Source organism: Paraconexibacter antarcticus (assembly GCF_024220175.1).
GTDB classification, from domain to species: Bacteria; Actinomycetota; Thermoleophilia; order Solirubrobacterales; family Solirubrobacteraceae; genus Paraconexibacter; species Paraconexibacter antarcticus.
Genome location: NZ_CP098502.1, coordinates 4,909,195 through 4,935,591 on the forward strand (window position 1 = coordinate 4,909,195; position 26,397 = coordinate 4,935,591).

Here is a 26,397-nt window from a genome sequence, read left to right on the forward strand (position 1 = left end):
TCGGCAGACCGGCCCCGCCCGTGTCCCCGGTCACGGCACGCGCGTCTGCATGAAGGTCGTCGAGAGGAAGCTCTCGAGCCCCGGGACGTCCTTCGCGAGCGGGATGTCGGGATTGATCTGCGTGTCGGCCTGCGCCGTCGGCGAGCCGAACAGCTCGCGGTAGTCCTCGGCGATCATCTCGCCCGGGCGCCAGCCGTACGAGCTGTCGATGCGCGGGTCGCCGGAGAGGCCGCGCGCCTGCAGGTAGGCCCGCAGCGTGAGGTCCTGCTGGACGAGTGCGGCGTAGTCCATCGACCAGGCGTGGCCGTATTCGTGGAAGAGCTCGCCGTCGCCCCGCAGCCACCCGGCCCACGTGATGTCGGACGTCGCGTTGTAGTCGGTGTAGATGCCGTTCGACTGCGACGCGAAGCTCGTCGTGAAGCCGGCCTGCACGAGGTCGAAGCGGACGATGACGCGGGCCGCCTCGGTGCCGACGAGCGACCCGGTCATGAGGCGGTCGTGGATCGCCTTCGCGGGGACGACGTCGTCGTAGCTCCTGACGGTCAGGCCGCTCGGGCCGACGTAGGTGGAGATCGGCGCCGCCGGGTCGGTCGAGCGGACGATGCGGCGCGTGCCGAAGTCCGCCCGCGCGGTGCCGGCGAGCGTCACGTCGCGGGTGGGCTTGATGCCCGCCGTGGTGTCCGGGACCCAGTCGGCCTGCAGCGCGTTCCACGACACCGGGGCGAGGGCGACGCGGTAGGCGCCGTCGGCGAGGCCGGTGAAGCGGTAGAAGCCCGACGCGTCGGTCTTCGCGTTGCCGAGGTACGTGCCCGCCCCGGAGTACAGGTAGACCGTGAACGCCGCCAGGGCCGTGTCGGTCGTCTCGAAGACGCCGTCGCGGCCTGATTCCTGGAAGACGAAGCCGCCGATCGTGCCGGGGTCCATCGCGGGGGCCGCGACGACCTGGCCCGAGGCGATGGAGACCGTCGTGCTCGTCGTCGCGACGTTGCCGGCGGGGTCGGTCGCGCGTGCGGTGATCGTGTGGCTGCCGTCGCTCGCGGCGGAGGCGTCGATCGACGCCGTCCACGAGGAGGTGCCGGACGCGGTCTGGTAGGCGCCGCCGTCGAGCCGCACCGCGACGCTCGCGACGCTCGTCCCGTCGGCGGCCGTCCCGGCGACCGCGACCTGATGGCCGACGGTCGTGCCGCTGGACGGCGTCGTGATCGCGACGGCCGGCGCGGTCGTGTCGGCCGCCGCGGTCGTGTCGGCCGCCGCGTTCGCCACGGTGAAGGCGACCGACGCATTCGTCGCGTGGCCGGCGGCGTCGTACGCCCGGGCGGTGAGGGTGTGGGTGCCGTTCGCGTAGGCGGTCGTCGTGACGCCGGCCGACCAGGCGGTCGTGCCGCTCGCGACCGTCGCGGCGCCGCCGTCGACGCTCACCTCGACGCGGGTGACGCCGACGTTGTCGGCGGCCTTGCCGCGCGCGGCGAGCGTGCCGGTCACCGTCGCGCCGGCGGCGGGCGCCGCGATCGAGATCGTCGGCGCGATGCGGTCGGCCTTCCCGGCGTGGGCGGCGGGCGCGGTGACGGCGAAGGGGGTGGACGCGGCGAGCGCGAAAGCGAGCACGCGCAGCGACCTGCGAGTCAGCGGGGACATCGGGACGAGACCTCGGGGCAGGGGTTCGCGGAGCCCCGGTCCGGGCGGCGGCAGCGACCGGGGGAGGCGCTGGAAACGGGGATCTCCGGCGCCCGACTGCCCCTCTCATCGGTCGTTCGATGCCTGACCTTGCCGGGTGCCCAGCGGAGTGGACGGGTGTTCGAACACGGACGCGACACGTCGGCGGGGGTATTCGACCTGCGCCGCCCCTCTCCCTGCGCGACGATGTGCGGTGATGCCGACCTTGCCGCCCTTCTCCGAGCTCGCCTCCGCCCCCGCCCCCGGGCTCGACGAGCTCGCCCTCGCGCTCGCGGCCGAGCTGCGCCCGGGGACGGACGCCGACGGCGCGCTGGCCGAGCTCGACGCGCTCGGCGACGAGCTGGCCGTCCTGCTCGCGGGCTCCGGCGACGAGGAGGACCCCCAGACCGCCGCCGCCGCGACCGCGGCGCTCCTCGGCGGCGAGCACGGCTTCACGGGGGACACCGACGAGTACGACCACCCCGACAACTCGATGCTCGACCTCGTCCTCGAGCGCCGGCGGGGCCTGCCGATCCTGCTGTCGGTCGTCTACGCCGAGGTCGGCCGGCGCGCGGGGCTGCCGCTCGCCGGGGTCGGGCTCCCGGGCCACTATGTCGTCGGCCACTTCGGGGCGTCGCCACCGATCCTCCTCGACCCGTTCGGCGGTGGGGCGCAGGTGAGCTACGCGGGCGACCCGGAGGACGTCCGGCCGTGGACGCCGACCGAGACGGCGATGCGGATGCTCAACAACCTCGTCATGGCGTACACCGCGCGGGGGGATCTCCTCACCGCCCGCCGCGCCGCCGTCATGCGCCTGCACCTGCCGGCCGAGCCCCGCCTGCGCCCGATCCTCGAGCGCGAGCTGCGGGCGATCGAGGACCGCCTCGGCTGAACCCACGGCGCCGCCCGGGAGCCGGAATTCAAGACGTGCCCCCGCGATGCCGCTAACGTGCGTACGGCAACAATCAACGAAGAGAGGAGGGCCGCCATGCGTGTCCTCTGTGCGAAGTGCCTGCGGCTCTGGCCCGCGGCGCGTGTCGCGGATCGCGCGAGCTGCCCCCATTGCGGGGGAGTTCTGCGGCACCGCTAGACACCACACGATCCGAGCCCCGCTGACCAACCAGCGGGGCTTCGTTCGTTCCGGGGCCTTCGCGACGGTGGGCCGGCGTCCCTCGTCGCGTCGTGGCGGGTGGCGCACTAGATTGCCCGCCGTGGCCGCGCGACCGCTCGAGGAGATCGTCGATCCGGGCTGGGCGCAGGCCCTCGCGCCCGTGGCGGACCGCATCGCGGCGATGGGGGACTTCCTCCGCGCCGAGGTCGCCGCCGGGCGCCCGTACCTCCCGGCCGGGAAGGACGTCCTGCGCGCGTTCGCCGAGCCCTTCGCCGCCGCGCGGGTCCTCGTCGTCGGTCAGGACCCGTACCCGACGCCGGGCCACGCGGTCGGCCTGAGCTTCTCCGTCGCGCCCGACGTGCGGCCGATCCCGAAGTCGCTCGTGAACATCTACAAGGAGTACGAGGAGGACCTCGGGCTGCCGCGGCCGTCCAGCGGAGACCTGTCGCCGTGGGCCCGGCAGGGCGTCGTCCTCCTCAACCGCTCGCTGACCGTCCGCCCCGGCGAGCCGAACTCGCACCAGGGGCGTGGCTGGGAGGCGGTGACCGAGCAGGCGATCCGCGCGCTCGCCGATCGCCGGGGGCCGTTGGTCGCGATCCTCTGGGGGCGCAACGCGCGCAACCTCAAGCCGCTGCTGGGCGACGTGCCGGCGATCGAGTCCGCGCACCCCAGCCCGCTCTCGGCGCACAACGGGTTCTTCGGGTCGCGCCCGTTCACCCGCGCGAACGCGCTGCTCGCCGAGCAGGGCGGCGAGCCGATCGACTGGCGCCTGCCCTAGATGGTTCGTTCCACGGATCGGTCAGGCGTAGTAGGCAGTGAGGTTGCGTGGTGGGCGGCCGAGGCGTTCGTTGAGAGCGATCGCGGCGGTGAGAGCGAGGAACTTGGCGGCCAGGCGGGTGCGGAGCGTGTGGAGCTCGCGGGCGCGGTGGTCCTCGAGGTTGAGCATGTCTTTGCATGTCCAGAAGATCGATTCCACGCATTGCCGGATCGGGGCCAGGTGCGGCTCTTTGCCGGCCTCGTCCTTGCGTCGGGGGCGGACGATCGTGGCGCCGAGCGCGGAGGCTTGGGCGTGGAAGTCGCGGCCGGAGTAGCCCTTGTCGCCGATGACGGTGACCGGGCCGTTGCGGTGGCAGCGGGCGAGCATGTCCAGCGCGACGTCTCGTTCGCCCGTTTTCGGGGAGGTCAGGGCAAGGGCGCGTGGAGTGCCGTCGGTCGCGAACAGGCCGTGCAGGCGGAAGCCCCAGAAGAAGCGGGAATGGCTGGCGCAGTAGCCGTACTCCGCGGCGTTGCCCAGGGCGCTGCGGCGCGTCGTTTCGACCGAGCGACCGCATTCGACCGGTGTGCTGTCGACCACGAGCAGGTCGTCGTCAAAGCCGTTGGTGTGGCGGGCGAACTCGAGGATCAGCGCTTCGATTTTGTCCGACAGGCGCTGGCGGCGTTTGACGAAACCCGGGCGCTTGGGCAGTCGCGGGAACAGGTGCCCCAAGCGATGCGGTGCCATCGCCCAGAACTGCTCGTCAGAGCTGATCCGCAGTACCTGCTGAGCCACGCTCAACGTGACGACCTCCGCGTCGGTCAAGATCCGTTTGGCGTTCTTGCCCTTCGCAGGCAGGAGATCGTCGCAGGTGCAGTAAACAGCGATCAGCAGCAGGTCGAGGTCGGCGTCCATCGAGGCCCCCAGGGTCGGCGTTGGCGAGATAGCACCGCCGACTTCGACCTGCCTGCTTATGTCACCTGCCTACCCGACTCCTCCGCCCCCGCCGTGGAACGAACCATCTAGAGGACCGTCGCGTCGTAGACGTCCTCGGCCGCGGCGCCCATGAGCCGCGCCGCGAGCTGCGGCTTGAGGACCTCCAGCCGCGCGTCCTGCCCGGCGTCCCGCTCGGGCGCGAAGGCGAGCGCGGCGAACTCGGGGGTGACGAACCCCTCGCGGAGGACGAGCTCGACCGCCCGCCCGCCGCACGCGAGCCGGAAGACGAAGCGCTCGCGCTCGGGCCCGAGCCCGGGGCGCCGCAGGGCCGGATCGACGACGAAGCGCCCGTCGCTCACCGCGCGGGTGACGAGCTCGATGCCGTCCCGGGCGCCGGGGCCGCCGAACGCCGTCGCGACCGTGAGCTCGCGCCGCTCGGGCGGCGCGCCGCCGCCTCCGAGCAGCGGCAGCCCGCGCTCCAGGACCTTGAAGGCGTGGGCGACCCCGCCGGGGGCCCCCGGGCCGTGGAAGCGCATGAGGTCGGCGAAGGTGAACGCCAGCACCGTCCCGCGCTCGGTGACGAGCAGCGGCGCGGTCGGTCCTGGCACGTCCGGCATGCCGCCGAGCCTTTCAGCAAACCGGACCCCGGGCAATAGGCTGGGAGGCCCGCCATGCCCCCGTCCGCCGACCCCTCGCTCGCGCAGTTCAGCCCCCGCACCCGCGAGTGGTTCACGGGCGCGTTCGCGGGCGCGACCGAGGTGCAGCAGCAGGCGTGGCCGGCGATCGCCAGCGGCGCCCACACGCTCATCGCGGCGCCGACCGGCAGCGGCAAGACGCTCGCCGCCTTCCTCTGGGGCCTCGATGCCCTCGCGCGGGAGCCGCGTCCGGAGCCGGCGCACACGCGCATCGTCTACGTCTCCCCGCTGAAGGCCCTCGCCTACGACGTCGACCGCAACCTCCGTGCGCCCCTGCGCGGCATCGGCGCCGACGTCACCGTCGGCATCCGGACCGGCGACACCCCGCAGCGCGACCGCGCGGCCATGGTGCGCCGCCCGCCGGACATCCTCATCACGACGCCCGAGTCGCTCTACCTCATCCTCACGAGCCAGGCGCGGGAGATGCTGCGCGGGACGCAGGCGGTCATCGTCGACGAGATCCACGCGATCGCCGCGACGAAGCGCGGCGCCCACTTCGCGCTGACCCTCGAGCGCCTGCAGGCGCTGCAACAAACCGGCCCTCACCCACCCCACGAGGTCCAGCGCATCGGCCTGTCGGCGACGCAGAACCCGCTCGAGGAGGTCGGCCGCTACCTCGTCGGCCCGCGCCGCACCTGCACGCTCGTGGACGCCGGCGTGCGCAAGCCGCTGGACCTGAAGATCCACGTCCCCGTCGAGTCGATGGTCGAACCCGAGGCGCTGGACGAGCACGGCGCGCCCCGCGACCCGCTCGAGCCGGTCATCGGCGGCGAGTCGACGCGCAAGTCGATCTGGCCCGCGATCTACCCCGAGATCCTGAAGCTCGTCAGGGAGCACCGGTCGACGATCGTCTTCGTGAACAACCGCCGCGGGGCCGAGCGCCTCGCGCTGCGGCTCAACGAGCTGCACCACGCCGAGCGGGTCGAGGCGGACGAGGACGCGAGCACCGAGATCATCGCCCGCGCCCACCACGGCTCGCTCGCCCGCGAGGAGCGCGAGGTCGTCGAGGAGCTCCTGAAGTCCGGCGACCTCCCGTGCCTCGTGGCGACGTCCTCGCTCGAGCTCGGGATCGACATGGGCGCGGTCGACCTCGTCCTCCAGGTCGAGTCGCCGAAGTCCGTCGCCCGCGGCCTGCAGCGCGTCGGCCGCGCCGGGCACGGCGTCGGCGACACGTCGAAGGGGCGCATCTTCCCGAAGTTCCGCGCCGACCTGCTCGAGTGCGCGGTCGTCGTCAAGCAGATGCGCGAGGGGAAGATCGAGCCGACGGTCGTCCCCCGCAACCCGCTCGACGTCCTCGCCCAGCAGATCGTCGCGATGGCCGCCGACGCGACCGACGCCGAGGGCGGCGGCGGACTCGCGGTCGACGACCTCCACGCGCTCGTCACCCGCACGCACTCCTACGCAGAGTTGTCCCGTGAGCTGCTCGAGAACGTCCTTGACATGCTCGACGGCCGCTACCCGTCGCAGGAGTTCGGCGACCTGCGCGCGCGCATCACGTGGGACCGGATCGCGGGGACGATCCGCGCCCGCAAGGGGTCGCGCTCGCTCGCGATCGTCAACGCGGGCACGATCCCCGACCGCGGCCTGTACTCCGTCACGCTCCCCGACGGCCGCCGCGTGGGCGAGCTCGACGAGGAGATGGTCTACGAGGCGCGGCCGGGGCAGGCGTTCCTCCTCGGCGCGTCGGCCTGGCGGATCGAGGAGATCCAGCGCGACCGCGTCATCGTCACCCCGGCGCCGGGCGCGCCGGGCGCCGTCCCGTTCTGGAAGGGCGACGGCGTCGGCCGGCCCAAGGAGCTCGGTCAGGCGATCGGCGAGTTCGCGCGGACCGCGGTCGACGCCGACCCCGAGGAGCTCGAGCGCACCCACGACCTCGACCCGCGCGCCGCGCGCAACCTCGTCGAGTACCTCCAGGAGCAGCAGGCCGCCACGCGCGTCGTCCCCTCCGACCGGACGATCGTCGTCGAGCGCTTCCGCGACGAGATCGGCGACTGGCGGCTGTGCATCCTCTCGCCCTACGGCGGCCGCGTGCACGCCGCGTGGGCGCTCGCGCTCAGCGCGCGCATCCGCGACGTCTACGGCCTGGAGAGCGACGCGATCTGGTCCGACGACGGGATCATCGTCCACCTCCCCGACGCCGACGAGCCCCCGGGCGCCGAGCTCGTCATGGTCGAGCCCGACGAGGTGCAGGACCTCGTCGTCGCCGAGCTCGGGTCCTCCGCCCTCTTCGGCGCGCGCTTCCGCGAGAACGCCGGCCGCGCGCTGCTCATCCCGCGCGCGTACCCGGGCAAGCGCACGCCGCTGTGGCAGCAGCGGCTGAAGGCGCAGTCGCTGCTCGAGGTCGCCAAGCGCTACGCCGACTTCCCGATCATCCTCGAGACCTACCGCGAGTGCCTCCGCGACGTGCTGGACGTGCCGGGTCTCACCGACCTGCTCCGCGCCCTCCACGCACGCGACCTCTCGCTCGTCGAGGTCGAGACCCCCACCGCCTCCCCATTCGCGTCCTCGCTGCTCTTCGACTACATCGCGACGTACATGTACGAGGGGGACACGCCGAACGCGGAGCGCCGCGCGGCGGCGCTGTCGTTGAACAAGGACCTCCTCGCCGAGCTGCTCGGGCAGGAGGAGCTGCGCGACCTCATCGACCCCGACGCGCTCGAGCAGGTCGAGGCCGCGCTGCAGCACCTCACCGAGCGGATGCGCGCGGCGACGGCCGACGAGCTCGGGGACATCCTGCGCCGCGTCGGGGACCTCACGGACGCGGAGGTCGCCGCGCGCGTGGTCGACGGCGTCGACCCCGCGGACCTGACGGCGCGCCTGGCGGGCGAGCGGCGCGCGGTGCGGGTGCGCGTCGGCGGCGAGGAGCGCTGGATCGCCGCGGACGACGCCGGGCTCTACCGCGACGCGCTCGGGACCGTCCCGCCCGGCGGGCTGCCGGCCGCCTTCCTCGAGGACGCCCCGCACCCGCTGCGCCGGCTCGCCGCGCGCTACGCCGCGACGCACGGCCCGTTCACGACCGCGGAGCTGCGCGCCCGCTACCTCGTCGACCCCTCGAGCGCGCTGAACGAGCTCGAGGCGAGCGGCGCGCTCGTCCGCGGCGAGCTGCGCCCCGGCGGGTCCGAGCGCGAGTGGTGCGACGCCGACGTGCTGCGGCGCCTGCGCCGTGCGTCGCTCGCGGTCCTGCGCAAGGAGATCGAGGCGGCCGAGCCCGCGCAGCTCGCCCGCTTCGCGCCGTCGTGGCAGGGCGTGGACCGTCACCCGCCCGCGGGCGCCGGGATCGACCGCCTGCGCGAGGTCCTCGTCCCGCTGCAGGGGCTCGCGCTGCCCGCCGCCGTGTGGGAGCAGGACGTGCTGCCGCGCCGCTGCGGCGCCTACTCGCCCGCGTGGCTCGACCAGCTCTGCGCGAGCGGCGAGCTCGTGTGGGCGGGCGCCGGGTCGGTCGGCCGGGCGAGCGGCCGCGTGGCGCTGTGGTTCCGCGACGACGCGGAGGCCATCGGGCCCGTGGTCGTCAAGGGCGAGGCGCCGGCGGCGGAGTCCCACGAGCTCATCCGCACGCGCCTGGCCGCCGCGCCGTGCTTCTTCACCGACCTGCTCGCCGAGGTGCCGCTCGTCCCCGAGGAGCTGCAGGAGGCGCTGTGGGACCTCGTGTGGGCCGGCGAGGTGACGAACGACGCGTGGGCGCCGCTGCGTGCGCCGCGGCTCGCGCTGGCGAAGGCGACCGCGCAGCGCGACCGCGCGGTCACCCGGCCGGGCCGCCGGTTCGGCTCGACGCGGCGCGGGACCGGCGCCGCCGCCCAGGTGTCCGGCCGCTGGTCGCTGACGACGACGATCTTCGGGGTGGGTGGGGACGGGTCGCCCGCCCCCGATCAGCAGCGGCGGACCGTCGCCGAGCTGCTGCTCGAGCGCCACGGCATCGTCACCCGCGAGACCGTCCTCGCCGAGGGCGTCCCGGGTGGCTTCTCCGCGCTCTACACCGCCTTCGCCGACCTCGAGACGCTCGGCGTCTGCCGGCGCGGCTACTTCATCGAGGGGCTCGGCGGCGCGCAGTTCGCCCTGCCGGGTGCGGTCGAGCGGCTCCGCGCGCAGAAGGAGCACGACCAGACCGCGCAGGTCCTCGCGGCGACCGACCCGGCGCAGGCGTACGGCGCGGCGCTGAAGTGGCCGGTCCGGCCCTCGGAGCAGACGACCGCCCCGTCCCGCCGCCCGGCCCGGGTCGCCGGCGCGCACGTCGTCCTCGTCGGCGGCGAGCCGGTGCTCTACGTCGAGCGCTCCGGCAAGGGGCTGCAGACGCTGTGCGACCCCGAGGACCCGCGCATCCCGGGTGCGATCGAGGCGCTGGCCGCCTTCGTCCGGGGCGGCCGCGGGCGCAAGCTCGCCGTCGAGCGGATCGACGGCGAGGACGTCATCGGCTCGCCCTACGAGGCGCTGCTCGTCGAGCACGGCTTCCGCCAGGGCCCGCGGAAGCTCACGCTGAGCGCCTGATCACGCCACGGGCACGTCGAGCGCGTTCGGCAGGCCCGCCCTGTAGAGCTGCGCGTCGATCGCCTTCGCCGGCTCCATCGCGGGCGAGCGGTAGAGCTTGTACATCTGCGGCGGCGCGGCGCTCGAGCCCGCCGCGTCGAGCAGGGCGGTGACGGCGGCACGGGCCGACTCGTTCGCCCCCTCCATCGTCGCGAGGTCGATGTTCGTCTGCACGTAGTCGCCGGCGAGGAAGAGGTTCGGGATCGCCGTCCGGGCCTGCGGGCGCTTCTCCCACGTCCCGACGGTGTTCACGAGCAGCGGGGTCGCGTTGCGGTTGCGGCCGGTGCGGCGGTCGAAGACGATGCCGGGGTCGAGGAACCAGCGCCGGACGTTCACGCCGGAGAGGACCTTCGCGGCGGTGCCGTGGCGCATGATCTGGGCCCAGACCTCCTTGGCGATCTCGTCCGGCGTGCACTCCTTGGCGGTCTTGCCGAAGAGGACGCCCTTCGCGTCCCAGTTGGAGATGTCGACCGAGAGGCAGTCGACGGCGCTGCCGTCCCCGTAGTCGCGGGCGAACGCGCGCGTGCCCCAGAACTGGCCCTGGGTGAGGCCGGTGAGCGCCCACGGCGCGTCGATGAAGCTGATGTGGCCGTGGACGAGGTCGGCCTTGCGGTCGAGGAAGAACTGGATGCCGGCCATCCAGTCCACGAAGAGGTCGTCCATGCCCTTGAGGGCCGGGTCGGCGGCGAGGACGGGCGCGTCCCACACCCTGCGCGCGCGCTCGGCGGGCATCGCGGAGACGAACCAGTCGGCGTCGATGCGGTGGCGCCGGCCGCGGGCGTCGCGCGAGCGGGCCGAGACGATGCGGCCGCCCTTGACGTCGAGCCCCGTGATCGAGCGGCCGACGACGAACCGCACGCCGCGCGAGCGCAGGTAGACGACCCACGGGTCGATCCACGCCTCGTTCGTCGGCAGGTTCCGGACGCGGTCCAGGGCGCCGTCGTTGCCGAGGTTCGCCGCGGTGAAGACGAAGGCCTCCGCCATGTTGCCGATCGTCCGCGTGCTCGCGACCGTCTCCTTGGCGGCGACGACGCTGCGGGTCATGCCGGCGGCGGCGACGGTCTTGTACTCCTGCGAGCGGCTCTCGGCCCCGATGAAGTCCCACCAGCTCGTGTGCTCCCACTGGCCGAAGCGGCGCTCGTCGCTGCTCGTCGCGAAGACCATGAGCCGCTCGACGAAGTAGCTCAGCTCCTGCGGCGGCAGGCCCTCGCCCTTGAGCGACTCGGTGAGCTGGCGGCGCAGGCCGTCGGGCGTGCCGATCGTCGTCGGGTCGGGGAAGATGCCGAAGGGGCCCGCGTCGGCGCGGTCGCCCGCGCGGAGGAACTTGCCGCCCGTCGCGTTCACGAGGTTGTCGCCGACGCCGTGCGCGTTGTGCCCGAAGGGGATGCGGCGCATCGTGTCGGGGACGTGGTGGTAGAAGCCGGGGAAGAAGCGGAAGCCGTGCTCGCCCGGGAGGTCCTTGCGGCCGCCGCGCGCCGTCCCCGCGACCGGGATGCTGCGGGCCTTGCCGCCGAGGGCGTTGCGCTCGTAGACGGTGACCCGGAAGCCGCGCTCGACGAGCTCGTGGGCCGCCGCGAGGCCGGCCATGCCGCCACCGAGGACGGCGACGCGGCGGCCGGTGGTCGCCGCGCGGGCGGTGCCGGCGGCGAGCCCGGGCACGGCGATGAGCGCGCCCGCCGTCCCCGCGTCGCGAAGGAAGCGCCGCCGCGTGACCCCCGTCGCCGCCTGCCGGTCCTGCTGCCCGTCGTCCATCGCAACCACCCTCCCGTCGTGTCGTCGCGCCGACGGTAACCAACACAACTGTCGGTTGTCAACGCGGCGCATAGGTGTGCTTGCGCGCTATCGGTGGCTGTGTAACCTGCGCCCATGTCGGCTCAGGCCCCCGACCCGCTGCTGCCGCGCCGGCGCCTCCCCGCCCCGGCGCGCCGGACGCGGATCCTCGCCGCCGCGCTCGAGGCGTTCGCCTCCGGCGGCTACGGCCCGACGAGCATGGCGGACATCGCCCAGGCCTCCGGCGTCACCCGCGCCGTCCTCTACGACCACTTCGCCTCGAAGAAGGCGGTCTTCCTCGCGGTCGTCGAGCAGCAGAACGCGCTCTTCATGGGCCACGTCGGTGCACGCATCGCCGGCGAGGGGACCGCGCGCGAGCGGATGCGCGGCACGATGGACGCCGTCTTCCGCTTCGCCGAGACGCATCCGCACGCGTGGCGCCTCCTGTTCGGCAACGCGACCCACGGCGACCCCGGGCTCGACGCGACGTGGCGGGAGATCCGCGCCGCACGGGTGACGGCGGTCGCCGCGTTGCTCGCCGCGGACGCGCGCGCCGCCGGCCTGGACCGCAGCCCGGCCCAGGTCGAGATCATCGTCGAGATGCTCGTCGGCGCCCTCACCGGGGCCGTCGGCTGGTGGCGCGAGCACCCGGAGGCGACCCGCGCCGACCTGGTCGACGCGGGCACCGAGCTGCTGTGGACCGGCCTCGGCCGGTCGGCCTGAGCACACCGTCCTGGACACCGCCGCCGAGCGCACTACCCTGCGTCCAGGGTGTCCTCCTCCCGTCACGTCAAGGCCGCCGGCGGCGTCGTCCTGCACGAGGGGCGCGTGTGCGTCATCCACCGGCCCGACTACGAGGACTGGTCGCTGCCGAAGGGCAAGCTCCACCCGGGCGAGCGGCACAAGGACGCCGCGCTGCGCGAGGTGTTCGAGGAGACCGGCCTGCGCTGCACCCTCGGCGCCGAGCTCAGCGCCCAGGAGTACGTCGACCGCAAGGGCCGCCCGAAGACCGTCCGCTGGTGGGTGATGACCGTCGTCGCCGACGAGGGGCTGACCGTCAGCGACGAGGTCGACGAGCGCCGCTGGGTCCCCGTCCCCGACGCCGAGCACCTCCTCGACTACGAGCACGACCGCGAGCTCGTGCGCGAGGCGCTGGGGCGGCCGTCGCGGGCCGGGAAGAAGCGGCGGCGGCCGCTGAAGGTCTGAGGGCTCGCCCGGGCAATCGGAATGCAGCTGCTTGCGCTGAGCGACAGTGGCTGCATTGCGGTTGCTCCGCCTTCGGGATGCAGCCGGTCAGCCTCAGCCTCAGCCTGACTGGCCGCATTGCGGTTGCGCGCCCCTAAGCCGTCTTCTTCCCCGGGTTGAAGAGCCCCGCCGGGTCCAGCGCGTCCTTCACCGCGCGGTGCGCGCGCACCGCGGCGGGCGCCCATTGCTTGTGGAGCTGGCCGCGCTTGAGCCACCCGAGGCCGTGCTCGCCGCTGATCGTGCCGCCGAGGGAGACCGCGAGGTCGAAGAGCTCCTCGACGGCGACCTCCGCCTTGGCGAGCTGCTCGCGGTCGCCCGGCCGCAGGAGGAAGGTCGAGTGGAGGTTGCCGTCCCCCGCGTGTCCCCACGAACAGGCGTCGAGGCCGTGGCGCAGGCCGATCTCGACGGTGCCGGTGATGCCTTCGGCCAGGCGGTCGAGCGGGACGCCGATGTCCTCGGAGAGCTTGCCGCCCTGGACCGCGGTGACCGCGATGCCGACGCCGTCGCGCCAGCGCCACAGCTCACGCGGCTCGTGGCGGCGGGCGCCGGGCCCGAGCGCCTCGAGCAGCTCGGCGACGTCCGCTTGGCCGCTGTCGGCCTCGCAGACGACGAGGAACTGCGCGTCGGCGGGCAGCCCGCCGGGGAACGACGCGGCGGCCGCGGCGAGCGCGCCCGCGTCGAGGTACTCGATCGTCGCGGGGACGACCCCGGAGGCCATGACCGCCTCGATCGCCGCACAGCCCGCGTCGACCGTCGGGTAGGCGCAGGCGACGGGGACCGCCGGGTGCGGCGGCGCGGGCAGCAGCCGCAGCCACGCCGCGGTGACGATGCCGAGCGTCCCCTCGCTGCCGGTGAGCAGGCCGACGAGGTCGTAGCCCGCGACGTCCTTGCGCGTCGGGCCGCCGACGGAGACGAGCTCGCCCGGGGCGAGGACGGCCTCGACGCCGGTGACCCACGCCCGCGTGACGCCGTACTTGAAGCAGTGCGGGCCGCCCGCGTTCGTCGCGATGTTACCGCCGATCTGCGACTGCTCGGCCGCGCCCGGGTCGACCGGGAACATGAGCCCGTTCTCGCGGGCGCGCCGGGCGATCGTCTGCGTCGTGACGCCCGCCTCGACCTCGATGCGCCAGAGGCCGGGGTCGAAGGAGCGGATGCGGTCCAGGCGGTCGAGGGCGACGACGACCGTCCCCTCCGGCCCCGCCGTCCCGGGCACCGGCGCCGGCGTCGCGCCGCCCGAGTATCCGGTGCCGCCGCCGCGCGGGACGATGGCGACGCCGCGCTCGTAGCACCAGGCGACGACGCTCGCGACCTCGTCGGCGGTGGCCGGGAGGACGACGGCGTCGGCGTGGCCGCGCAGTCCCATCGCGATCGACGCGTCCTGCGTCCACTCGGCCGGCGCATCCTTCAGGACGTACTGCTCTCCGACGATCCGGGCGAGGTCTGAGTGCATCGTCCCCGAGTGTAGGCGGGCCGTACCCTGGGCGACCGTGCCCGAGGGCGACACCATCCACTACGCGGCGAACCGCATCCGGCCGGTCCTCGAGGGGGCCGTCCCGGACGAGATCCGCACGCCGCACCCGCGCTTCGGGCGCGACCGCTGGCCCGACCGCCTGGCGGGCCTCGCGGTCACCGGCGTCGACGCGCGCGGCAAGCACCTCTTCGTCAGGTTCGACGGGGGGCTCGTCATCCACTCGCACCTGCGGATGACCGGCTCGTGGGGCGTGCACCCGCTCGGGACGCGCTGGAAGCGGGCGCCGCGCCGGGCCTGGCTCGTGATCCGCGCGGGCGACGTGGAGGTCGTGCAGTTCGACGGGCCGGTCCTCGAGCTCATGACCGCCGGCCGGGCCCGCGGTGACCAGCGCATCGCGGGCCTCGGCCCGGACATCCTCGCGCCGGACGGGCTCGACGAGGCGCGCTTCCTGCGGCGGTTGCGGGAGGACGACCCGACGCGCCCGATCGGCGACGCCCTCCTGGACCAGCGCACGATCGCGGGGCTCGGGACGGTCTGGCGAACGGAGGCGTGCTGGGCGGCGCGCATCGATCCGCACCGGCGCGCCGGCGAGGTGAGCGACGAGGAGGTCCTCGAGGCCGTCCGCGACGTCGGCCCGCGGATGGCCGTCAGCGCCCGGACCGGGACCGAGGCCCGCGACCGCGCCTGCTACGGGCTGGACGGGCGACCGTGCCGGCGCTGCGGCGCGAAGATCGCACGCGGCCGCCTCGGCGACGACAGCCGCCCCGTCTACTGGTGCCCGGGCTGCCAGGCCTGAGCCCGCGGGCCTGACCCCTCCCGTCGACGGGCTCCATACTGGACGCGATGGCCGAGGAGACCGCAGGGACCGACGCCCGCGTGCGCCGCATCGGGCACAAGGGCGCCGACCACATCGCACCGGGCAACACGCCCGCGTCGTTCGACGCCGCGCTCGCCGCCGGCGTCGACATGATCGAGTTCGACGTCCTGCCCGAGCACCGCGACGGCACCGGCGAGCTGTACCTCGCCCACGACTACAACCACGTCGAGGGGGCGCCGACGCTCGCCGAGGGGCTCGCGCACCTCGCGGGCGACGCCTTCGGCGACCTGCACCTCGACGTCGACCTCAAGCTCCCCGGGTACGAGGAGCGGGTCTGCGCCGCGCTGCGGGAGGCGGGGCTGGCGGAGCGGACGCTCATCTCGACGATGGAGGAGGTCTCGCTCCCCGTCGTCCGCGCCTGCGCGCCGGAGATCCGCCTCGGCTGGTCGGTCCCCCAGGTCCGTCGCAACTACCTCGCGAACCCGGTGACGAAGCCGCTCGCGCTCGGCGCCGTCCGCTGGGCGCGTCGCCAGATCCCGCCCCGTGCCGCCGCGAAGGTCGCCGCCGGCGAGATCGACGCCGTCATGTCCCACTGGGCGCTCGTGAACCCGCGCTTCGCCCGCGCGATCCGGGAGGCCGGCGCGGAGCTCTACGTGTGGACGGTCGACGAGCTGCCGCTCCTGCGCCGGCTCGAGGCGATCCCGGGCGTGACCGGGATCATCTCGAACGACCCGCGGCTCTTCGACGCCTGAGGCCTACTTCGTCACGACGCAGCTGGCGCGCGAGAAGCCCTTCGGGTCCGCGCCGGCGGTGTTGCCGTGGCCCGCCGTCGTCCGCAGCCGGGCGCGCTTGACGACCTCGGTGCCGTCGCGCCACTCGAACGTCACCGCACCGCGCAGGCGGAAGGCGCCCGTGTCCGGCGGGCGGACCGTGAAGTTGCGACCGGTCTGGCGCTGGCGGTACTTCGCGGAGCCGACGTCGATCCAGCCGCTGTCGCCCGCCGCGCCGATGTTGTGCCACTTCTTGTCGTCGAAGCTCGCGAGGTACTGGAGCTGGAAGCGCATGTACATCCGCTGCTGCCGGTAGCCGGTGCCGGGCATCGAGCCGCGGATCCCGATCGTGTCGGGGTGGTCCGCGGTGTCGCAGACGTTCACCGTCGCCCACAGCAGGCTGCCGTCCGAGGCGAGCCGGGACCGGGCGACGCCGGTCGCGGCGGGCAGCACGAAGACCAGGACGGCGAGGGCGACGATCGTCGGCAGGGTTGCGCGGGCCCGCAGCACACCGGCAGGGTACCGGGCGCCCGCCGGGCCACGCAGGCGTCCCGTGATGGATCGCCGGGAGCGACGTAGTGCAGGTATGGGCGACACATTGACCATGGCTCTACCAGCCCCGAACACCGCGTCCCTCGCGTTCGATGCGCTCTACCGCTCGTGCGTGAACGACGTCCACGCCTACGCGTGGTCGCTCCTCCACGACCGCGCCGCGGCCGAGGACGTGACGGCGCTCGCGTTCGAGCGGGCCTACCGCAAACGGGGCCGCTACGACCCGCGGAAGGGGACCGAGCGGGCCTGGCTCTTCGGGATCGCCCGCAACGCCGCGCTCGACGAGCTGCGCCGGCGACGAAGGACCGCCGCGCTCGTCGTCGACCCCGAGGACCCGGCGGCGGCCGCCGCCGTCTCCGGCGCCGGCGAGGAGGCCGAGCGCCGCGCGACGGTCCGCGCTGCGATCGCCGCCCTCGAACCGCGCGACCGGGAGCTCGTCGCCCTGAAGTTCCACGCCGGATTGTCCAACGCCGAGATCGCCGAGGTCCTCGGCGTCTCCGAGTCGAGTGCGGGTACGAAGGTGCACCGCGCCATCACCAAGCTCCGGGAGGCCTGCGCCTGATGTCCCCGAACCGCCCCCAGCACGACACCGACCTCGATCTCGACCCCGTGATCGCCGCCGAGCTCGACGCGCTCGAGGCCGCCCTCGCCGGCCGCCCGGACGCCGACCCGGCGCTGCTCGGCCTCGTCGCCGCCGTCCGCGACGACACGCCCGCCCCGCGCCCCGACTTCCGCCGTGAGCTCGACGCCCGCGCCGCCGACGGCTTCCCCCGCGGTGGCGGGGGCGGCCCGCGTGCGCTGGCGGCCGCCGTCCAAGGCCGGCTCTCCGCCCATCGCATCGGCCTCGTCCCCGCGCTCGGCGCGGCGGCGACCGTCATCGTCGCGCTCGTCGTGGCGGCGAGTGCGTTGCACGGCAGCGGGAGCGGCAGCGGCAGCGGCAGCGGAGCCGGACGTGGTGGCGGCAATGGGTCCGCAGTCCCGTCGCTCTCCGCCCCGACCCGATCCGGCGAAAGCGCCCCGGCGACCCCCGCGGCCGGCGCCGCCACCCAGAGCCAGGACAGCGCAGGCCCCGAGGCGAAATCGTCGATCGCGACCGTCCCGCCCGGCGTCCCGGTCCCCGCGCCGACGCCGTCCCCGGTCGCCCCGGGCGTCGCCCGCAAGGTCGAGCAGTCGACCCAGCTCGCCCTCCGGACGAGCGCGGGCCGGCTGCAGCAGGTGGCCGACGGCGTCGTCCGGGTGACCCAGGCGGCGGGCGGCTTCGTCCAGCAGTCGAACGTCGACGCTACGGACGGCGGCGGTACGGCCGACTTCACGCTCAGCGTGCCGTCCGCGCAGGCGAAGGCCGCGGTCGCGGGGCTCTCGCGCCTGGCCCACGTCAGCTCGATGAGCCAGTCGCAGACCGACATCACCGCGGGCTTCGTGTCCGTCTCCGACCGGCTGCACGACGCCCGCGCCGAGCGCCGCGCCCTGTTGAAGGCGCTCGCCGCCGCGAGGACGGCCGAGGGGATCGCCCGCCTCAGGAGCCGTATCGCCGCGGGCCTCCGCGAGATCGGGGCGATCAAGGGCGAGCTCCGTGGCCTGCGCCGCCGTGCGGACAACACGACGATCCTCGTGACCGTCACCGCGCTCAGGGCCGCCCCGAAGCCGGCGGGCCACGGGGGCACCGGTGGCGGCGGCTGGACGCCGGGCGACGCGGCGCACGACGCGCTGCGCGTCCTCGAGGTCGCGGCGGGCGTCCTGCTCGTCGGGCTCGCCGTCCTCCTGCCCGCCGGGCTGATCCTCGTCCCGGCCCTGCTGGGGGCGCGGTACGCCCGCCGCCGGCGGCGCGAAGGCGCGCTCGATCCGGCCTGATCCGCCCTCCGCCGGGGGCCCCGCGTGGTATGAAAGAGGCCGCGTGGCCCCCGAGACGACAGAAGCCAGTGCCCTGCTGGCCCAGGTTCCGGTCTTCGAGGCGCTGGAGGCCGCCGACCTCGAGCGCGTCGCCCAGGTCGCCGTGCCGCGCCGGTTCGACGCCCAGCAGGTCATCTTCCGCGAGGGCGACACGAGCGACACGTGCTACGTCGTCCGCTCCGGTCACGCCCGCGCGGTCCGCGAGCACACCGACGGCCGGACGATCGCGCTCGCCCACTTCGGCCCGGGCGACATCTTCGGCGAGCTCGCGATGTTCGACGACGAGCGCCGGTCGGCCACGGTCGAGACGCTCGACGCCGTGGACGCCATCGCGATCGCCGGCCAGGACATGCGGCGGCTGCTCCGGGAGCACCCGGACATCGCCGTGAAGCTCGTCATCGCGCTCGGGCGGCGCATGCGCGAGGCGAACGAGCGCCTCACGCGCCAGTCCTTCCAGACCGTCCAGAGCCGCGTCGCGGGGGTCCTCGGCCAGCTCGTGCAGCAGGCGCAGGCCGAGGGCGCAGGCGACAAGGACGTCCTCGTGACGATCACCCAGGCCGACATCGCCCAGCTCGCCGGGTCCAGCCGCGAGTCGGCCAGCCGCTTCCTCGCCGTCCTCGAGCGGGCCGGGGTCGTCACCCAGGGCCGCGGCCGCGTCACCGTCCACGACGCCTCCGCCCTCGAGAACTACATCTACTGATGGCGGGCGGAGCCGAGCCGGAGTTCTCCGCGGGAGGCGTCGTCCTCTCCCCGGACGAGGAGACCCCGCACTGCGTCGTCATCGTGCCGACCCGCCGGGCCGCCGACGGGAGCAAGGTCCTCGCGCTGCCGAAGGGCCATCCCGACCCGGGCGAGAGCGCGCTCGACGGGGCCCTCCGGGAGGTCCGCGAGGAGGCCGGCGTCACGGCGGAGCTCGTCACCGAGCTCGGCGACGTGCGCTACTTCTACATGCGCCAGGGCCGCCGCATCGCGAAGGTCGTGCGGTTCTTCCTGATGCGGGCGACCGGCGGGGACATCGCCGACCACGACCACGAGGTCGAGGCCGCCCGCTGGGTCACGCTCGAGGAGGCCGCCGCCACGCTGAGCTACGCCGGCGAGCGCGAGATGGTGCGCAAGGCCCTGTTGCACCTGCAACCGAACGGGTAGGGTCCTGAGTCACATGCAGGTGTTGAATTTCTACTCGACGATCTTCGCGGATCAGCTCAAGCGCGGCCGGAAGACCGCCACGATCCGCCTGGGTGACAAGTCGCACAAGTACAAGAAGAACCAGGCGGTGCTCGTCACCATCGGGTACCAGCATTCGCCGCGCGAGAAGATCTTCGACGCCGTGATCGACCAGGTCGAGGTCAAGCGCGTGCGAGACCTCTCCCCCCGGGACATCGAGCACGACAACCCCGAGTTCCGCCGCGTCGAGGAGATGATCCACTTCCTCGAGCAGATCTACGGCAAGTCCGTGACGATGGACGACCTCGTCACCGTCGTCCGCTTCTCGCAGATCATCGACAACCCGCCGACCGTGACCGAGCGGCTGCGGGGCATCGGCGGGGCGCAGAACTGATATGGACGGCCGTTCGTCAACCTAGTAGGGTCGGCGAAGTGGCGCATTAGCGCTCGTTCGTGTCTGTGCTGTCGGCTGGGTTGGTGGCGGTCCGGCAGGCTGTGCGCGACGCGCGGTCAGACTGATATGCGCGGGTTGGGTACCGCAGGACCAGGGGTTCGTCGTGGGGAGCCGCTGTCTAACATCGGGCGTGGCCGGCCCCCTGACGAGGGCGGGTTGCTCATAGTTCAGCCGCGGGTTCCCCGCGCGGTGCCGGGCCGCCACCGACCCAGCCGACGGGATGTCGCCGGGTTCAGGTCACTCGATCTGGCCGATCGCCCACGTGAATCCGGCGAGCTCGCGCGCTGCGGCGACGGCGATGATCGTGCGGCGTTTGCCGCGCTGCTCAAGGCGGTTCCATGTGCGATACAGACGCCGCTGCGCGGTCCAGGCGATCGCGACCGCTTCGGCGGGCTGCCCGTCGTGGCGATCGCTCAGCGCCTTGGTGACCCGCGGCGCCTTGCGGTAGTGCCAGGCAGCCTCGACGAGCAGCCGGCGCGCGTGCCCGGAACCGGTCTTCGTGATCGAGCCGAGGCGGCGACTTGAGCCGGTGGTGTGCTCCGAAGGGACCAGGCCGATGTAGCTCATGAGCTGCTCGGCCCGGGCGAACCGGGCGAAGTCGCCGACCTCCGAGCACAGCCCGGCGGCGGTGAGCGTGTCGATCCCGCGAAGGCACCGCAGCCGGGCGACCTGCACGCCCCACGGTGAGCTCGGAAGCATCCTCGTGATCTGCGCCTCGAGCTGATCGCGGCGATGCACGAGCACGTCGGCCGCGCCGCGCAGGTCCAGCAGCGTCGCCTGCGCCGCGGGCCACACGAGGTCGACCTGATCCAGCCAGTCACGGTGGCGCTGCGTCCATGCCTTGCCGTCATCGAAGCGATGGTCGTGACGCAGCAGCAGCTTCGACAACCGGTGGCGGGCACGCATCAGGTCCACCCGCACGGCCTCGCGCGCCCGGATCAGATCGCGCAGCGCCTCCTCCTCGTGGCCCGGCACCCGCACCGGATGCAGCTTCCCCGCCCAGAGCAAACGCACGAGCAGTTCGGCGTCACGACGATCAGTCTTCACCCGGTCACCCGACGCCCGCGGGATCTTGCTCGGCGCCGCGACCACGCACGACACCTGCCGCGCCGCGAGCTCCCGCGCCAACCCGTACCCGGTCGGCCCGGCCTCATACGCCGCCCGCACCGGCCTGGGCAGTGCGGCGCACAACCTGGCCGCCTCACGCACGTCACCGCGCAACGCGAACCACTGAAGCTCGCCGCTCTCAGCATCGAGCACCGCCGCCACGATCTTCGCGGCGTGTACGTCCAGACCAACGAGGCTTCTAGCCTTCGTCATGGCCGGTCTCCTCCTCTGTGGTTGTGGGCCGCTGCGCGGCTGCAACCGCACAGCTCAAACGTCACCCCACGACCCTTCGCGAGGGACCGGCCACTTCTACCGCCCGCCTCAGACAGACGACTCAGAACCACCGCCGCCAGCGACGGCCCGATCCATATGGTCTAGCCGAACGCCCTGACTGCGTCGGGTTCGGTCCGGAGGAGCGCCGGCCGGGTTGCCGATGCGGTTTTCGACCGCGAACGTCGATCTTCCCCCGCCCCGGGGGCGATCTTCGGCGTTCGTCGCGCCGAAGGGCGTCCGCCCCCATCGGCGTGCGGCCTGGTGGGGCATATACCCCCACGAGACCACACGCCGCGCGGAACGCCGAGGAGGGCCGGCGCGGCCGCACCGCCAAGGCGCCCCACCCGTCCCACCCGCCCCACCCGACCCACCCGACCCACCCGCCGTAGCCGGTCGCCGTAGACGCCGGCACCCCAGCGAGCTCGCCCACGCTGCCGCGGCGTGCGGCGAAGTGGGGGGATATGTCCCACGAGACCGCACGCCGTCGTCGTGATGCCTGCTCGGGTCGTCGTTGTGCCTGCTCGGGTCGTCGTTCTCCCTGCTCAGGGGCGCTTTCGTGACCCCGCGCGCGCTCGCAGCGTCCGAGTTCCTACACTCCATAGGGCTGGCACTCTCGTGAAAAGAGTGCCAACGCCGGTTGACATCTGCGTGGACCACACGTAGATTCGAGCGACGTTGGCACTCACACCCCTCGAGTGCCAGGAGTAAGCATCCATCCGACGGAGGTAGTTCCACAATGAAGCTCAAGCCCCTGGGCGACCGGCTGATCGTCAAGGCCATCGAAGAGGAGCAGACGACCGCCAGCGGTCTCGTGCTCCCCGACACGGCCAAGGAGAAGCCGCAGAAGGGCAAGGTCCTCGCCGCGGGCGACGGCCGCTGGGACGAAGACGGCGAGAAGCGCATCCCCCTCGACGTGTCCGCCGGCGACACGGTCCTGTACTCCAAGTACGGCGGCACCGAGATCAAGGTCGACGGCGAGGACCTCCTGGTCCTTCGCGAGTCCGACGTCCTCGCCAAGATCGACGACTGAACCAAAGGAACTTAGAACATGGCTCACAAGGAACTGAAGTACGGCGCGGAGGCTCGCGCCTCCCTCGAGGCTGGCGTCGACGCCGTCGCCAACGCCGTCAAGGTCACGCTCGGCCCGAAGGGCCGCTACGTCGTCCTCGACAAGAAGTTCGGTGCTCCCACGATCACGAACGACGGTGTCACCATCGCTCGTGAGATCGAGGTCGAGGACGTCTTCCAGAACCAGGGCGCGCAGCTCGTCCGCGAGGTCGCCACGGCGACCAACGACGTCGCCGGTGACGGCACGACGACCGCGACCGTCCTCGCCCAGGCCATCGTGCGCCAGGGCCTGAAGAACGTCGCCGCGGGTGCCAACCCGCTCGCGCTCAAGCGCGGCATCGAGAAGGCCGTCGACGAGGTCGTCGCCGCCATCGCGAAGCAGTCCAAGGAGATCTCCTCCAAGGACCAGATCGCCCGCGTCGCCACCATCTCGGCCGGCGACGACGACATCGGAGACGTCATCGCCGACGCCATCGACAAGGTCGGCAAGGACGGCGTCGTGAACGTCGAGGAGGGCCAGACGTTCGGCATGGACCTCGAGTTCACCGAGGGCATGCAGTTCGACAAGGGCTACATCTCGCCCTACATGGTCACCGACCAGGAGCGCATGGAGGCGACCCTCGAGGATCCGTACATCCTCATCGCCAACTCGAAGATCGGCGCCGTCCGCGACGTGCTCCCCGTCCTCGAGGCCGTCATCCAGTCCGGCAAGCCGCTGCTCATCATTGCCGAGGACGTCGAGGGCGAGGCCCTCGCGACGCTCGTCGTGAACAAGCTGCGTGGCACCTTCACCGGTGTCGCCGTCAAGGCGCCGGGCTTCGGCGACCGTCGTAAGCGCATGCTCGAGGACATCGCGATCCTCACCGGCGGCGAGGTCATCACCGAGGACATGGGCCTCAAGCTCGAGAACACCACGGTGTCCCAGCTGGGCCGTGCCCGTCGCGTCGTCGTGGCGAAGGACAACACCACGATCGTCGACGGCAACGGCGAGGCGGCTGCCATCAAGGGCCGCATCAACCAGATCAAGGCCGAGGTCGAGAACACCGACTCGGACTTCGACCGTGAGAAGCTCCAGGAGCGCCTCGCGAAGCTCTCCGGCGGCGTCGCCGTCGTCAAGGTCGGCGCGGCCACCGAGACGGAGATGAAGGAGAAGAAGCACCGTGTCGAGGACGCCCTCCAGGCGACCCGCGCGGCCCTCGAGGAGGGCATCGTCCCCGGCGGTGGCGTGACGCTGCTGCGCACGGCCGACGCGATCGACCCGGACACCTACGAGGGTGACGAGAAGACCGGCGCGAAGATCATCAAGCGCGCGCTCGAGGAGCCGCTCCGCCAGATCGCGGAGAACGCCGGCCTCGAGGGCTCGGTCGTCGTCAACGACGTCCGCAAGTCGAAGAAGGGCTTCGGCCTGAACGCGGCCAACGGGGACATCATCGACCTCGTCGCCGCGGGCATCATCGACCCGGCCATGGTGACGCGCTCCGCGCTGCAGAACGCCGCGTCGATCGCGAAGAACATCCTCACGACCGAGGCCATCGTCTGCGAGATCGAGGACGAGGGTTCGGGCGGCGGCGGGATGCCGGACATGTCGGGCATGATGTAGCCGAAGGCCCGACTTCGTCGGGCTTCGGCCGGGAGTGGCGCGTCGACCGACTGCGTCGGCCACCGCGCAACTCCCATGCCTCAGCTTCACCGAAGGGCCCCGGATTCCGGGGCCCTTCGTGCGTCCGGGGCCGGGGTGGGGCGCGGGCCGCCGGGGGTCGTAGGGGTGGCCGGGCCGCGGGCCGGGCATCATCGCCCGTCCATGCCCGCGTCCGCGCCCCTGATCACGACCGACCCCGCCGCCGACGAGGCGCGCCGCCGCGGCCTGCGGCGGATGCGTGTCGTCGCCGGCTCGCTGCTCGGCTTCGCGGCCGTCGTCTACGTCGCGACGATCCACTCCGGTGGCGCGCTCGGGTTCGTCAACGCCGGCGCCGAGGCGTCGATGGTCGGCGCCATGGCCGACTGGTTCGCCGTCACCGCGCTCTTCCGCGCGCCGCTCGGGCTGCCGATCCCCCACACGGGCCTCATCCCCCGCCGCAAGGACGAGCTCGCCAAGGGCCTGGAGGAGTTCGTCTCCGGCAACTTCCTCCACGAGGAGATCATCCGCGAGCGCGTCGCCGCCGCCACCGTCACCCGGCGGCTCGGCCACTGGCTCGCGGACGAGCGCCACGCCCGCCGGGTCGTCGACGAGCTCGCGGACATCGCGGCGATCGTCCTGGCCCGCATCCGCGACGAGCACATCGAGGCGCTGTGGAGCGAAGCGCTCCTGCCCCGCTTCCGCGAGGAGCCCGTGGCCCCCGTCCTCGGCACCGTCCTCGGCGAGGTCGTGCGGGACGACCTGCACCACGGCCTCGTCGACCTCGCGCTCGAGGAGCTCGAACGCTGGCTCGAGCACAACCCCGAGACGTTCACCGCGGTCGTCGCCGAGCGCGCGCCGTGGTGGACGCCCGAGGCCCTGAACGCCCGGGTCACCGCCCGCCTCTACCTCGAGGCGGTCGACTGGGTCCGCGACATCCGCTCAGACCAGGACCACCACGCCCGCCGGGCGCTCGACTCGATGCTGGACCAGCTCTCCCGCGACCTGCTCACCGACCCCGACACGCAGGACCGCGCCGAGCGCTTCAAGGCCCGGGTCCTCGAGCACCCGCAGATGCTCGCCTCCGGGATCTCGCTGTGGAACGGGCTGCGCCGGGCGCTGCTCGGCGCGCTGCGCGAGCCGGACGGCCCGGTCCGCGCGCGGCTCGTGCAGGAGACGACGGCGCTCGCCCGGCGGCTGGACACCGACACGGCGCTCCGCGAGCGCCTGGACCGGATGCTCGCCGACGCGGTCGTCTTCGGCGTCTCCCGCTACGGCGAGGAGATCACGGCCGTCATCTCCCACACCATCGCGCGCTGGGACGGCGCCGAGGCCGCCCGGCGGATCGAGCTGCACGTCGGCCGCGACCTGCAGTTCATCCGCATCAACGGCACCCTCGTCGGCGGGCTCGTCGGCCTCGGGATCCACACGCTCAGCGTGTCGGTCTGACGGCCCCGCCCGGCCCCCCGTCGGCGACCCCGTTCCTCGATACTCCCGGGCGTGCCCGAGCCCGCCGTCGTCCCGCCCGTCCCGCCCGCCGCGCCCGTCCCGCAGCGCGTGTTCATCACCGGAGCGCTCGGGTTCATCGGAGGGACCCTCGCGCGCCGCTACCGCGAGGCGGGCGCGGAGGTCCGCGGCGTGGACCGCGTCGCCGCACCGGAGCACGGCGTCGTCGCCGGCGACGTGAGCGAGCCCGGGGCCTGGCAGCAGCATGCGGCCGGCTGCGACCTCGTCGTCCACACCGCCGCCGTCGTCTCCAACGCCGCGAGCGACGAGCTCTCCTGGCGGATGAACGTCCTCGCCACGCGGCGCGTCCTCGACGCCGCCCGCGACGGCGGGGCGCAGCGCCTCGTCCACTTCTCCTCCGTCCGCGCGTTCTCGGACCTCGGCTTCCCCGACGGCGTCGAGGAGTCGTGGCCCGTCCGCACGGACGGGAACGCCTACGTCGACACGAAGGTCGCCTCCGAGCAGGTCGCCCTCCAGGCGCACGCGGTGGGCGAGGTCCCGGTCACCGTCATCCGCCCGGGCGACGTATACGGTCCGCGCTCGCGCCCGTGGACGATCCTCCCGGTCGAGTACATCAAGGCGCGGCGCTTCCTCCTCCCCGCGATGGGCCGGGGCGTCTTCAGCCCCGTGTACGTCGACACGCTCGTCGACGGCGTCGTGCTCGCCGCCGGCCTCCCCGCCGGGGCCGGGCAGGTCTTCACGCTGTCGGACGGGGTCGCCGTGAGCTGCCGCGAGTTCTTCGGCCACTACACGCGGATGCTCGGCGTCCGCGGCCCGCTCTGCCTGCCGACCCCGGTCGCCGTCGCGCTCGCCGGCGCCGTCGGCGCGGTCGCGCGTGCCCGCGGTGAGGAGACCGAGGCCGGACGGGCGAGCGCCCTGTACCTCGCGCGGCGCGGCACGTACTCGATCGCGAAGGCCCGGCGCGTGCTCGGCTACGCGCCCGCGATCGACCTCACCGAGGGCATGCGCCGCACCGAGGCCTGGCTGCGGGAGGCCGGGCACCTCGACTGACCGCCCGGCGGCGG

At 73.5% G+C, this 26,397-nt stretch carries 23 protein-coding genes; 16 read left to right on the forward strand and 7 right to left on the reverse strand.

Annotation, left to right across the window (positions count from 1 at the left end; genetic code table 11):
• Window positions 1–30 precede the first annotated feature (30 nt).
• Complete coding sequence (locus NBH00_RS24060; protein WP_254571104.1) at window positions 31–1,635, reverse strand: Ig-like domain-containing protein; 1,605 nt, start codon at window positions 1,633–1,635, stop codon at window positions 31–33.
• 235 nt (window positions 1,636–1,870) lie between these two features.
• Between NBH00_RS24060 and NBH00_RS24065 the strand changes: the two genes are divergently transcribed.
• Both NBH00_RS24065 and NBH00_RS24070 read left to right on the forward strand, forming a co-directional pair.
• Window positions 1,871–2,545 (forward strand): transglutaminase family protein, encoded by a 675-nt coding sequence (locus tag NBH00_RS24065; RefSeq protein ID WP_254571105.1) that lies wholly within the window; start codon window positions 1,871–1,873, stop codon window positions 2,543–2,545.
• Between the two features lie 319 nt (window positions 2,546–2,864).
• Window positions 2,865–3,542 (forward strand): uracil-DNA glycosylase, encoded by a 678-nt coding sequence (locus NBH00_RS24070; RefSeq protein WP_254571106.1) that lies wholly within the window; start codon window positions 2,865–2,867, stop codon window positions 3,540–3,542.
• 21 nt (window positions 3,543–3,563) lie between these two features.
• Here the strand turns inward: NBH00_RS24070 and NBH00_RS24075 are convergent, their stop codons facing one another.
• Together NBH00_RS24075 and NBH00_RS24080 are read right to left on the reverse strand one after the other, a co-directional pair.
• Window positions 3,564–4,433 carry an IS982 family transposase gene (locus NBH00_RS24075; RefSeq protein ID WP_254569017.1) on the reverse strand — a complete coding sequence of 290 codons (870 nt, stop codon included), beginning with the start codon at window positions 4,431–4,433 and terminating at the stop codon, window positions 3,564–3,566.
• A 107-nt stretch (window positions 4,434–4,540) separates the two neighbouring features.
• Complete coding sequence (locus NBH00_RS24080; protein WP_254571107.1) at window positions 4,541–5,071, reverse strand: hypothetical protein; 531 nt, start codon at window positions 5,069–5,071, stop codon at window positions 4,541–4,543.
• A gap of 54 nt (window positions 5,072–5,125) precedes the next feature.
• On the opposite strand from NBH00_RS24080, the gene NBH00_RS24085 reads away from it, so the two are divergent.
• Complete coding sequence (locus NBH00_RS24085) at window positions 5,126–9,631, forward strand: DEAD/DEAH box helicase (RefSeq protein WP_254571108.1); 4,506 nt, start codon at window positions 5,126–5,128, stop codon at window positions 9,629–9,631.
• Here NBH00_RS24085 and NBH00_RS24090 read toward each other — a convergent pair whose 3' ends face one another.
• Window positions 9,632–11,422, reverse strand: coding sequence for a hydroxysqualene dehydroxylase (locus tag NBH00_RS24090; RefSeq protein WP_254571109.1), 1,791 nt, complete (start codon window positions 11,420–11,422; stop codon window positions 9,632–9,634).
• Window positions 11,423–11,536: 114 nt separating this feature from the next.
• Here NBH00_RS24090 and NBH00_RS24095 point away from each other — a divergent pair, with 114 nt between their 5' ends.
• Window positions 11,537–12,163, forward strand: coding sequence for a TetR/AcrR family transcriptional regulator (locus NBH00_RS24095; RefSeq protein WP_254571110.1), 627 nt, complete (start codon window positions 11,537–11,539; stop codon window positions 12,161–12,163).
• Between the two features lie 48 nt (window positions 12,164–12,211).
• On the forward strand, window positions 12,212–12,646 hold the full coding sequence (locus NBH00_RS24100) for an NUDIX hydrolase (RefSeq protein WP_254571111.1): 435 nt from the start codon (window positions 12,212–12,214) through the stop codon (window positions 12,644–12,646).
• Between the two features lie 133 nt (window positions 12,647–12,779).
• Here NBH00_RS24100 and NBH00_RS24105 read toward each other — a convergent pair whose 3' ends face one another.
• Window positions 12,780–14,135, reverse strand: coding sequence for an FAD-binding oxidoreductase (locus NBH00_RS24105; RefSeq protein WP_254571112.1), 1,356 nt, complete (start codon window positions 14,133–14,135; stop codon window positions 12,780–12,782).
• A 37-nt stretch (window positions 14,136–14,172) separates the two neighbouring features.
• Between NBH00_RS24105 and NBH00_RS24110 the strand changes: the two genes are divergently transcribed.
• Both NBH00_RS24110 and NBH00_RS24115 read left to right on the forward strand, forming a co-directional pair.
• Window positions 14,173–14,952 (forward strand): Fpg/Nei family DNA glycosylase, encoded by a 780-nt coding sequence (locus NBH00_RS24110; RefSeq protein WP_254571113.1) that lies wholly within the window; start codon window positions 14,173–14,175, stop codon window positions 14,950–14,952.
• A gap of 47 nt (window positions 14,953–14,999) precedes the next feature.
• Window positions 15,000–15,725, forward strand: coding sequence for a glycerophosphodiester phosphodiesterase (locus tag NBH00_RS24115; RefSeq protein WP_254571114.1), 726 nt, complete (start codon window positions 15,000–15,002; stop codon window positions 15,723–15,725).
• Between the two features lie 3 nt (window positions 15,726–15,728).
• Here the strand turns inward: NBH00_RS24115 and NBH00_RS24120 are convergent, their stop codons facing one another.
• The gene (locus tag NBH00_RS24120; RefSeq protein WP_254571115.1) at window positions 15,729–16,253 is read right to left on the reverse strand and encodes a hypothetical protein; all 525 of its coding nucleotides are present in this window, start codon (window positions 16,251–16,253) and stop codon (window positions 15,729–15,731) included.
• Window positions 16,254–16,347: 94 nt separating this feature from the next.
• Between NBH00_RS24120 and NBH00_RS24125 the strand changes: the two genes are divergently transcribed.
• Genes NBH00_RS24125 through NBH00_RS24145 form a run of 5 tightly spaced genes read left to right on the forward strand, consistent with a single transcriptional unit; the run spans window position 16,348 to window position 19,743 of the window.
• Entirely contained in the window at window positions 16,348–16,857 is a 510-nt protein-coding gene (locus NBH00_RS24125) for an RNA polymerase sigma factor (RefSeq protein WP_254571116.1), read from the forward strand.
• Window positions 16,857–18,146: a DUF4349 domain-containing protein gene (locus tag NBH00_RS24130; RefSeq protein WP_254571117.1), complete on the forward strand. Its 1,290-nt coding sequence runs from the start codon at window positions 16,857–16,859 to the stop codon at window positions 18,144–18,146. Before NBH00_RS24125 ends, NBH00_RS24130 begins: the two co-directional genes overlap by 1 nt.
• 43 nt (window positions 18,147–18,189) lie before the next feature.
• On the forward strand, window positions 18,190–18,885 hold the full coding sequence (locus NBH00_RS24135) for a Crp/Fnr family transcriptional regulator (RefSeq protein ID WP_254571118.1): 696 nt from the start codon (window positions 18,190–18,192) through the stop codon (window positions 18,883–18,885).
• Window positions 18,885–19,331 carry an NUDIX hydrolase gene (locus tag NBH00_RS24140; protein WP_254571119.1) on the forward strand — a complete coding sequence of 149 codons (447 nt, stop codon included), beginning with the start codon at window positions 18,885–18,887 and terminating at the stop codon, window positions 19,329–19,331. Before NBH00_RS24135 ends, NBH00_RS24140 begins: the two co-directional genes overlap by 1 nt.
• Window positions 19,332–19,344: 13 nt before the next feature.
• Window positions 19,345–19,743: an ASCH domain-containing protein gene (locus NBH00_RS24145; RefSeq protein ID WP_254571120.1), complete on the forward strand. Its 399-nt coding sequence runs from the start codon at window positions 19,345–19,347 to the stop codon at window positions 19,741–19,743.
• A 297-nt stretch (window positions 19,744–20,040) separates the two neighbouring features.
• On the opposite strand, the gene NBH00_RS24150 is transcribed toward NBH00_RS24145, so the two are convergent.
• Complete coding sequence (locus NBH00_RS24150; RefSeq protein WP_254570847.1) at window positions 20,041–21,123, reverse strand: IS110 family RNA-guided transposase; 1,083 nt, start codon at window positions 21,121–21,123, stop codon at window positions 20,041–20,043.
• A 796-nt stretch (window positions 21,124–21,919) separates the two neighbouring features.
• Here NBH00_RS24150 and groES point away from each other — a divergent pair.
• The 4 genes from groES to NBH00_RS24170 all read left to right on the forward strand — a co-directional run bounded on the left by groES (window position 21,920) and on the right by NBH00_RS24170 (window position 26,383).
• On the forward strand, window positions 21,920–22,213 hold the full coding sequence (gene groES, locus NBH00_RS24155; protein ID WP_254571121.1) for a co-chaperone GroES: 294 nt from the start codon (window positions 21,920–21,922) through the stop codon (window positions 22,211–22,213).
• Between the two features lie 18 nt (window positions 22,214–22,231).
• Window positions 22,232–23,851, forward strand: coding sequence for a chaperonin GroEL (groL, locus tag NBH00_RS24160; protein ID WP_254571122.1), 1,620 nt, complete (start codon window positions 22,232–22,234; stop codon window positions 23,849–23,851).
• 201 nt (window positions 23,852–24,052) lie between these two features.
• On the forward strand, window positions 24,053–25,315 hold the full coding sequence (locus NBH00_RS24165) for a DUF445 domain-containing protein (RefSeq protein WP_254571123.1): 1,263 nt from the start codon (window positions 24,053–24,055) through the stop codon (window positions 25,313–25,315).
• A gap of 51 nt (window positions 25,316–25,366) precedes the next feature.
• Window positions 25,367–26,383: an NAD-dependent epimerase/dehydratase family protein gene (locus NBH00_RS24170; protein WP_254571124.1), complete on the forward strand. Its 1,017-nt coding sequence runs from the start codon at window positions 25,367–25,369 to the stop codon at window positions 26,381–26,383.
• Window positions 26,384–26,397 lie beyond the last annotated feature (14 nt).

Bases quoted from the DNA above. Each gene is read 5' to 3' on its own strand.
- NBH00_RS24125 (WP_254571116.1), top strand. From the start codon at position 16,348: ATGGCTCTACCAGCCCCGAACACCGCGTCCCTCGCGTTCGATGCGCTC.
- NBH00_RS24130 (WP_254571117.1), top strand. From the start codon at position 16,857: ATGTCCCCGAACCGCCCCCAGCACGACACCGACCTCGATCTCGACCCC.
- NBH00_RS24150 (WP_254570847.1), bottom strand. From the start codon at position 21,123: ATGACGAAGGCTAGAAGCCTCGTTGGTCTGGACGTACACGCCGCGAAG.
- NBH00_RS24090 (WP_254571109.1), bottom strand. From the start codon at position 11,422: ATGGACGACGGGCAGCAGGACCGGCAGGCGGCGACGGGGGTCACGCGG.
- NBH00_RS24085 (WP_254571108.1), top strand. From the start codon at position 5,126: ATGCCCCCGTCCGCCGACCCCTCGCTCGCGCAGTTCAGCCCCCGCACC.
- NBH00_RS24080 (WP_254571107.1), bottom strand. From the start codon at position 5,071: ATGCCGGACGTGCCAGGACCGACCGCGCCGCTGCTCGTCACCGAGCGC.
- NBH00_RS24060 (WP_254571104.1), bottom strand. From the start codon at position 1,635: ATGTCCCCGCTGACTCGCAGGTCGCTGCGCGTGCTCGCTTTCGCGCTC.
- NBH00_RS24065 (WP_254571105.1), top strand. From the start codon at position 1,871: ATGCCGACCTTGCCGCCCTTCTCCGAGCTCGCCTCCGCCCCCGCCCCC.
- NBH00_RS24165 (WP_254571123.1), top strand. From the start codon at position 24,053: ATGCCCGCGTCCGCGCCCCTGATCACGACCGACCCCGCCGCCGACGAG.
- NBH00_RS24075 (WP_254569017.1), bottom strand. From the start codon at position 4,433: ATGGACGCCGACCTCGACCTGCTGCTGATCGCTGTTTACTGCACCTGC.
- NBH00_RS24115 (WP_254571114.1), top strand. From the start codon at position 15,000: ATGGCCGAGGAGACCGCAGGGACCGACGCCCGCGTGCGCCGCATCGGG.
- NBH00_RS24145 (WP_254571120.1), top strand. From the start codon at position 19,345: ATGCAGGTGTTGAATTTCTACTCGACGATCTTCGCGGATCAGCTCAAG.
- groL (WP_254571122.1), top strand. From the start codon at position 22,232: ATGGCTCACAAGGAACTGAAGTACGGCGCGGAGGCTCGCGCCTCCCTC.
- NBH00_RS24095 (WP_254571110.1), top strand. From the start codon at position 11,537: ATGTCGGCTCAGGCCCCCGACCCGCTGCTGCCGCGCCGGCGCCTCCCC.
- NBH00_RS24140 (WP_254571119.1), top strand. From the start codon at position 18,885: ATGGCGGGCGGAGCCGAGCCGGAGTTCTCCGCGGGAGGCGTCGTCCTC.
- NBH00_RS24105 (WP_254571112.1), bottom strand. From the start codon at position 14,135: ATGCACTCAGACCTCGCCCGGATCGTCGGAGAGCAGTACGTCCTGAAG.
- groES (WP_254571121.1), top strand. From the start codon at position 21,920: ATGAAGCTCAAGCCCCTGGGCGACCGGCTGATCGTCAAGGCCATCGAA.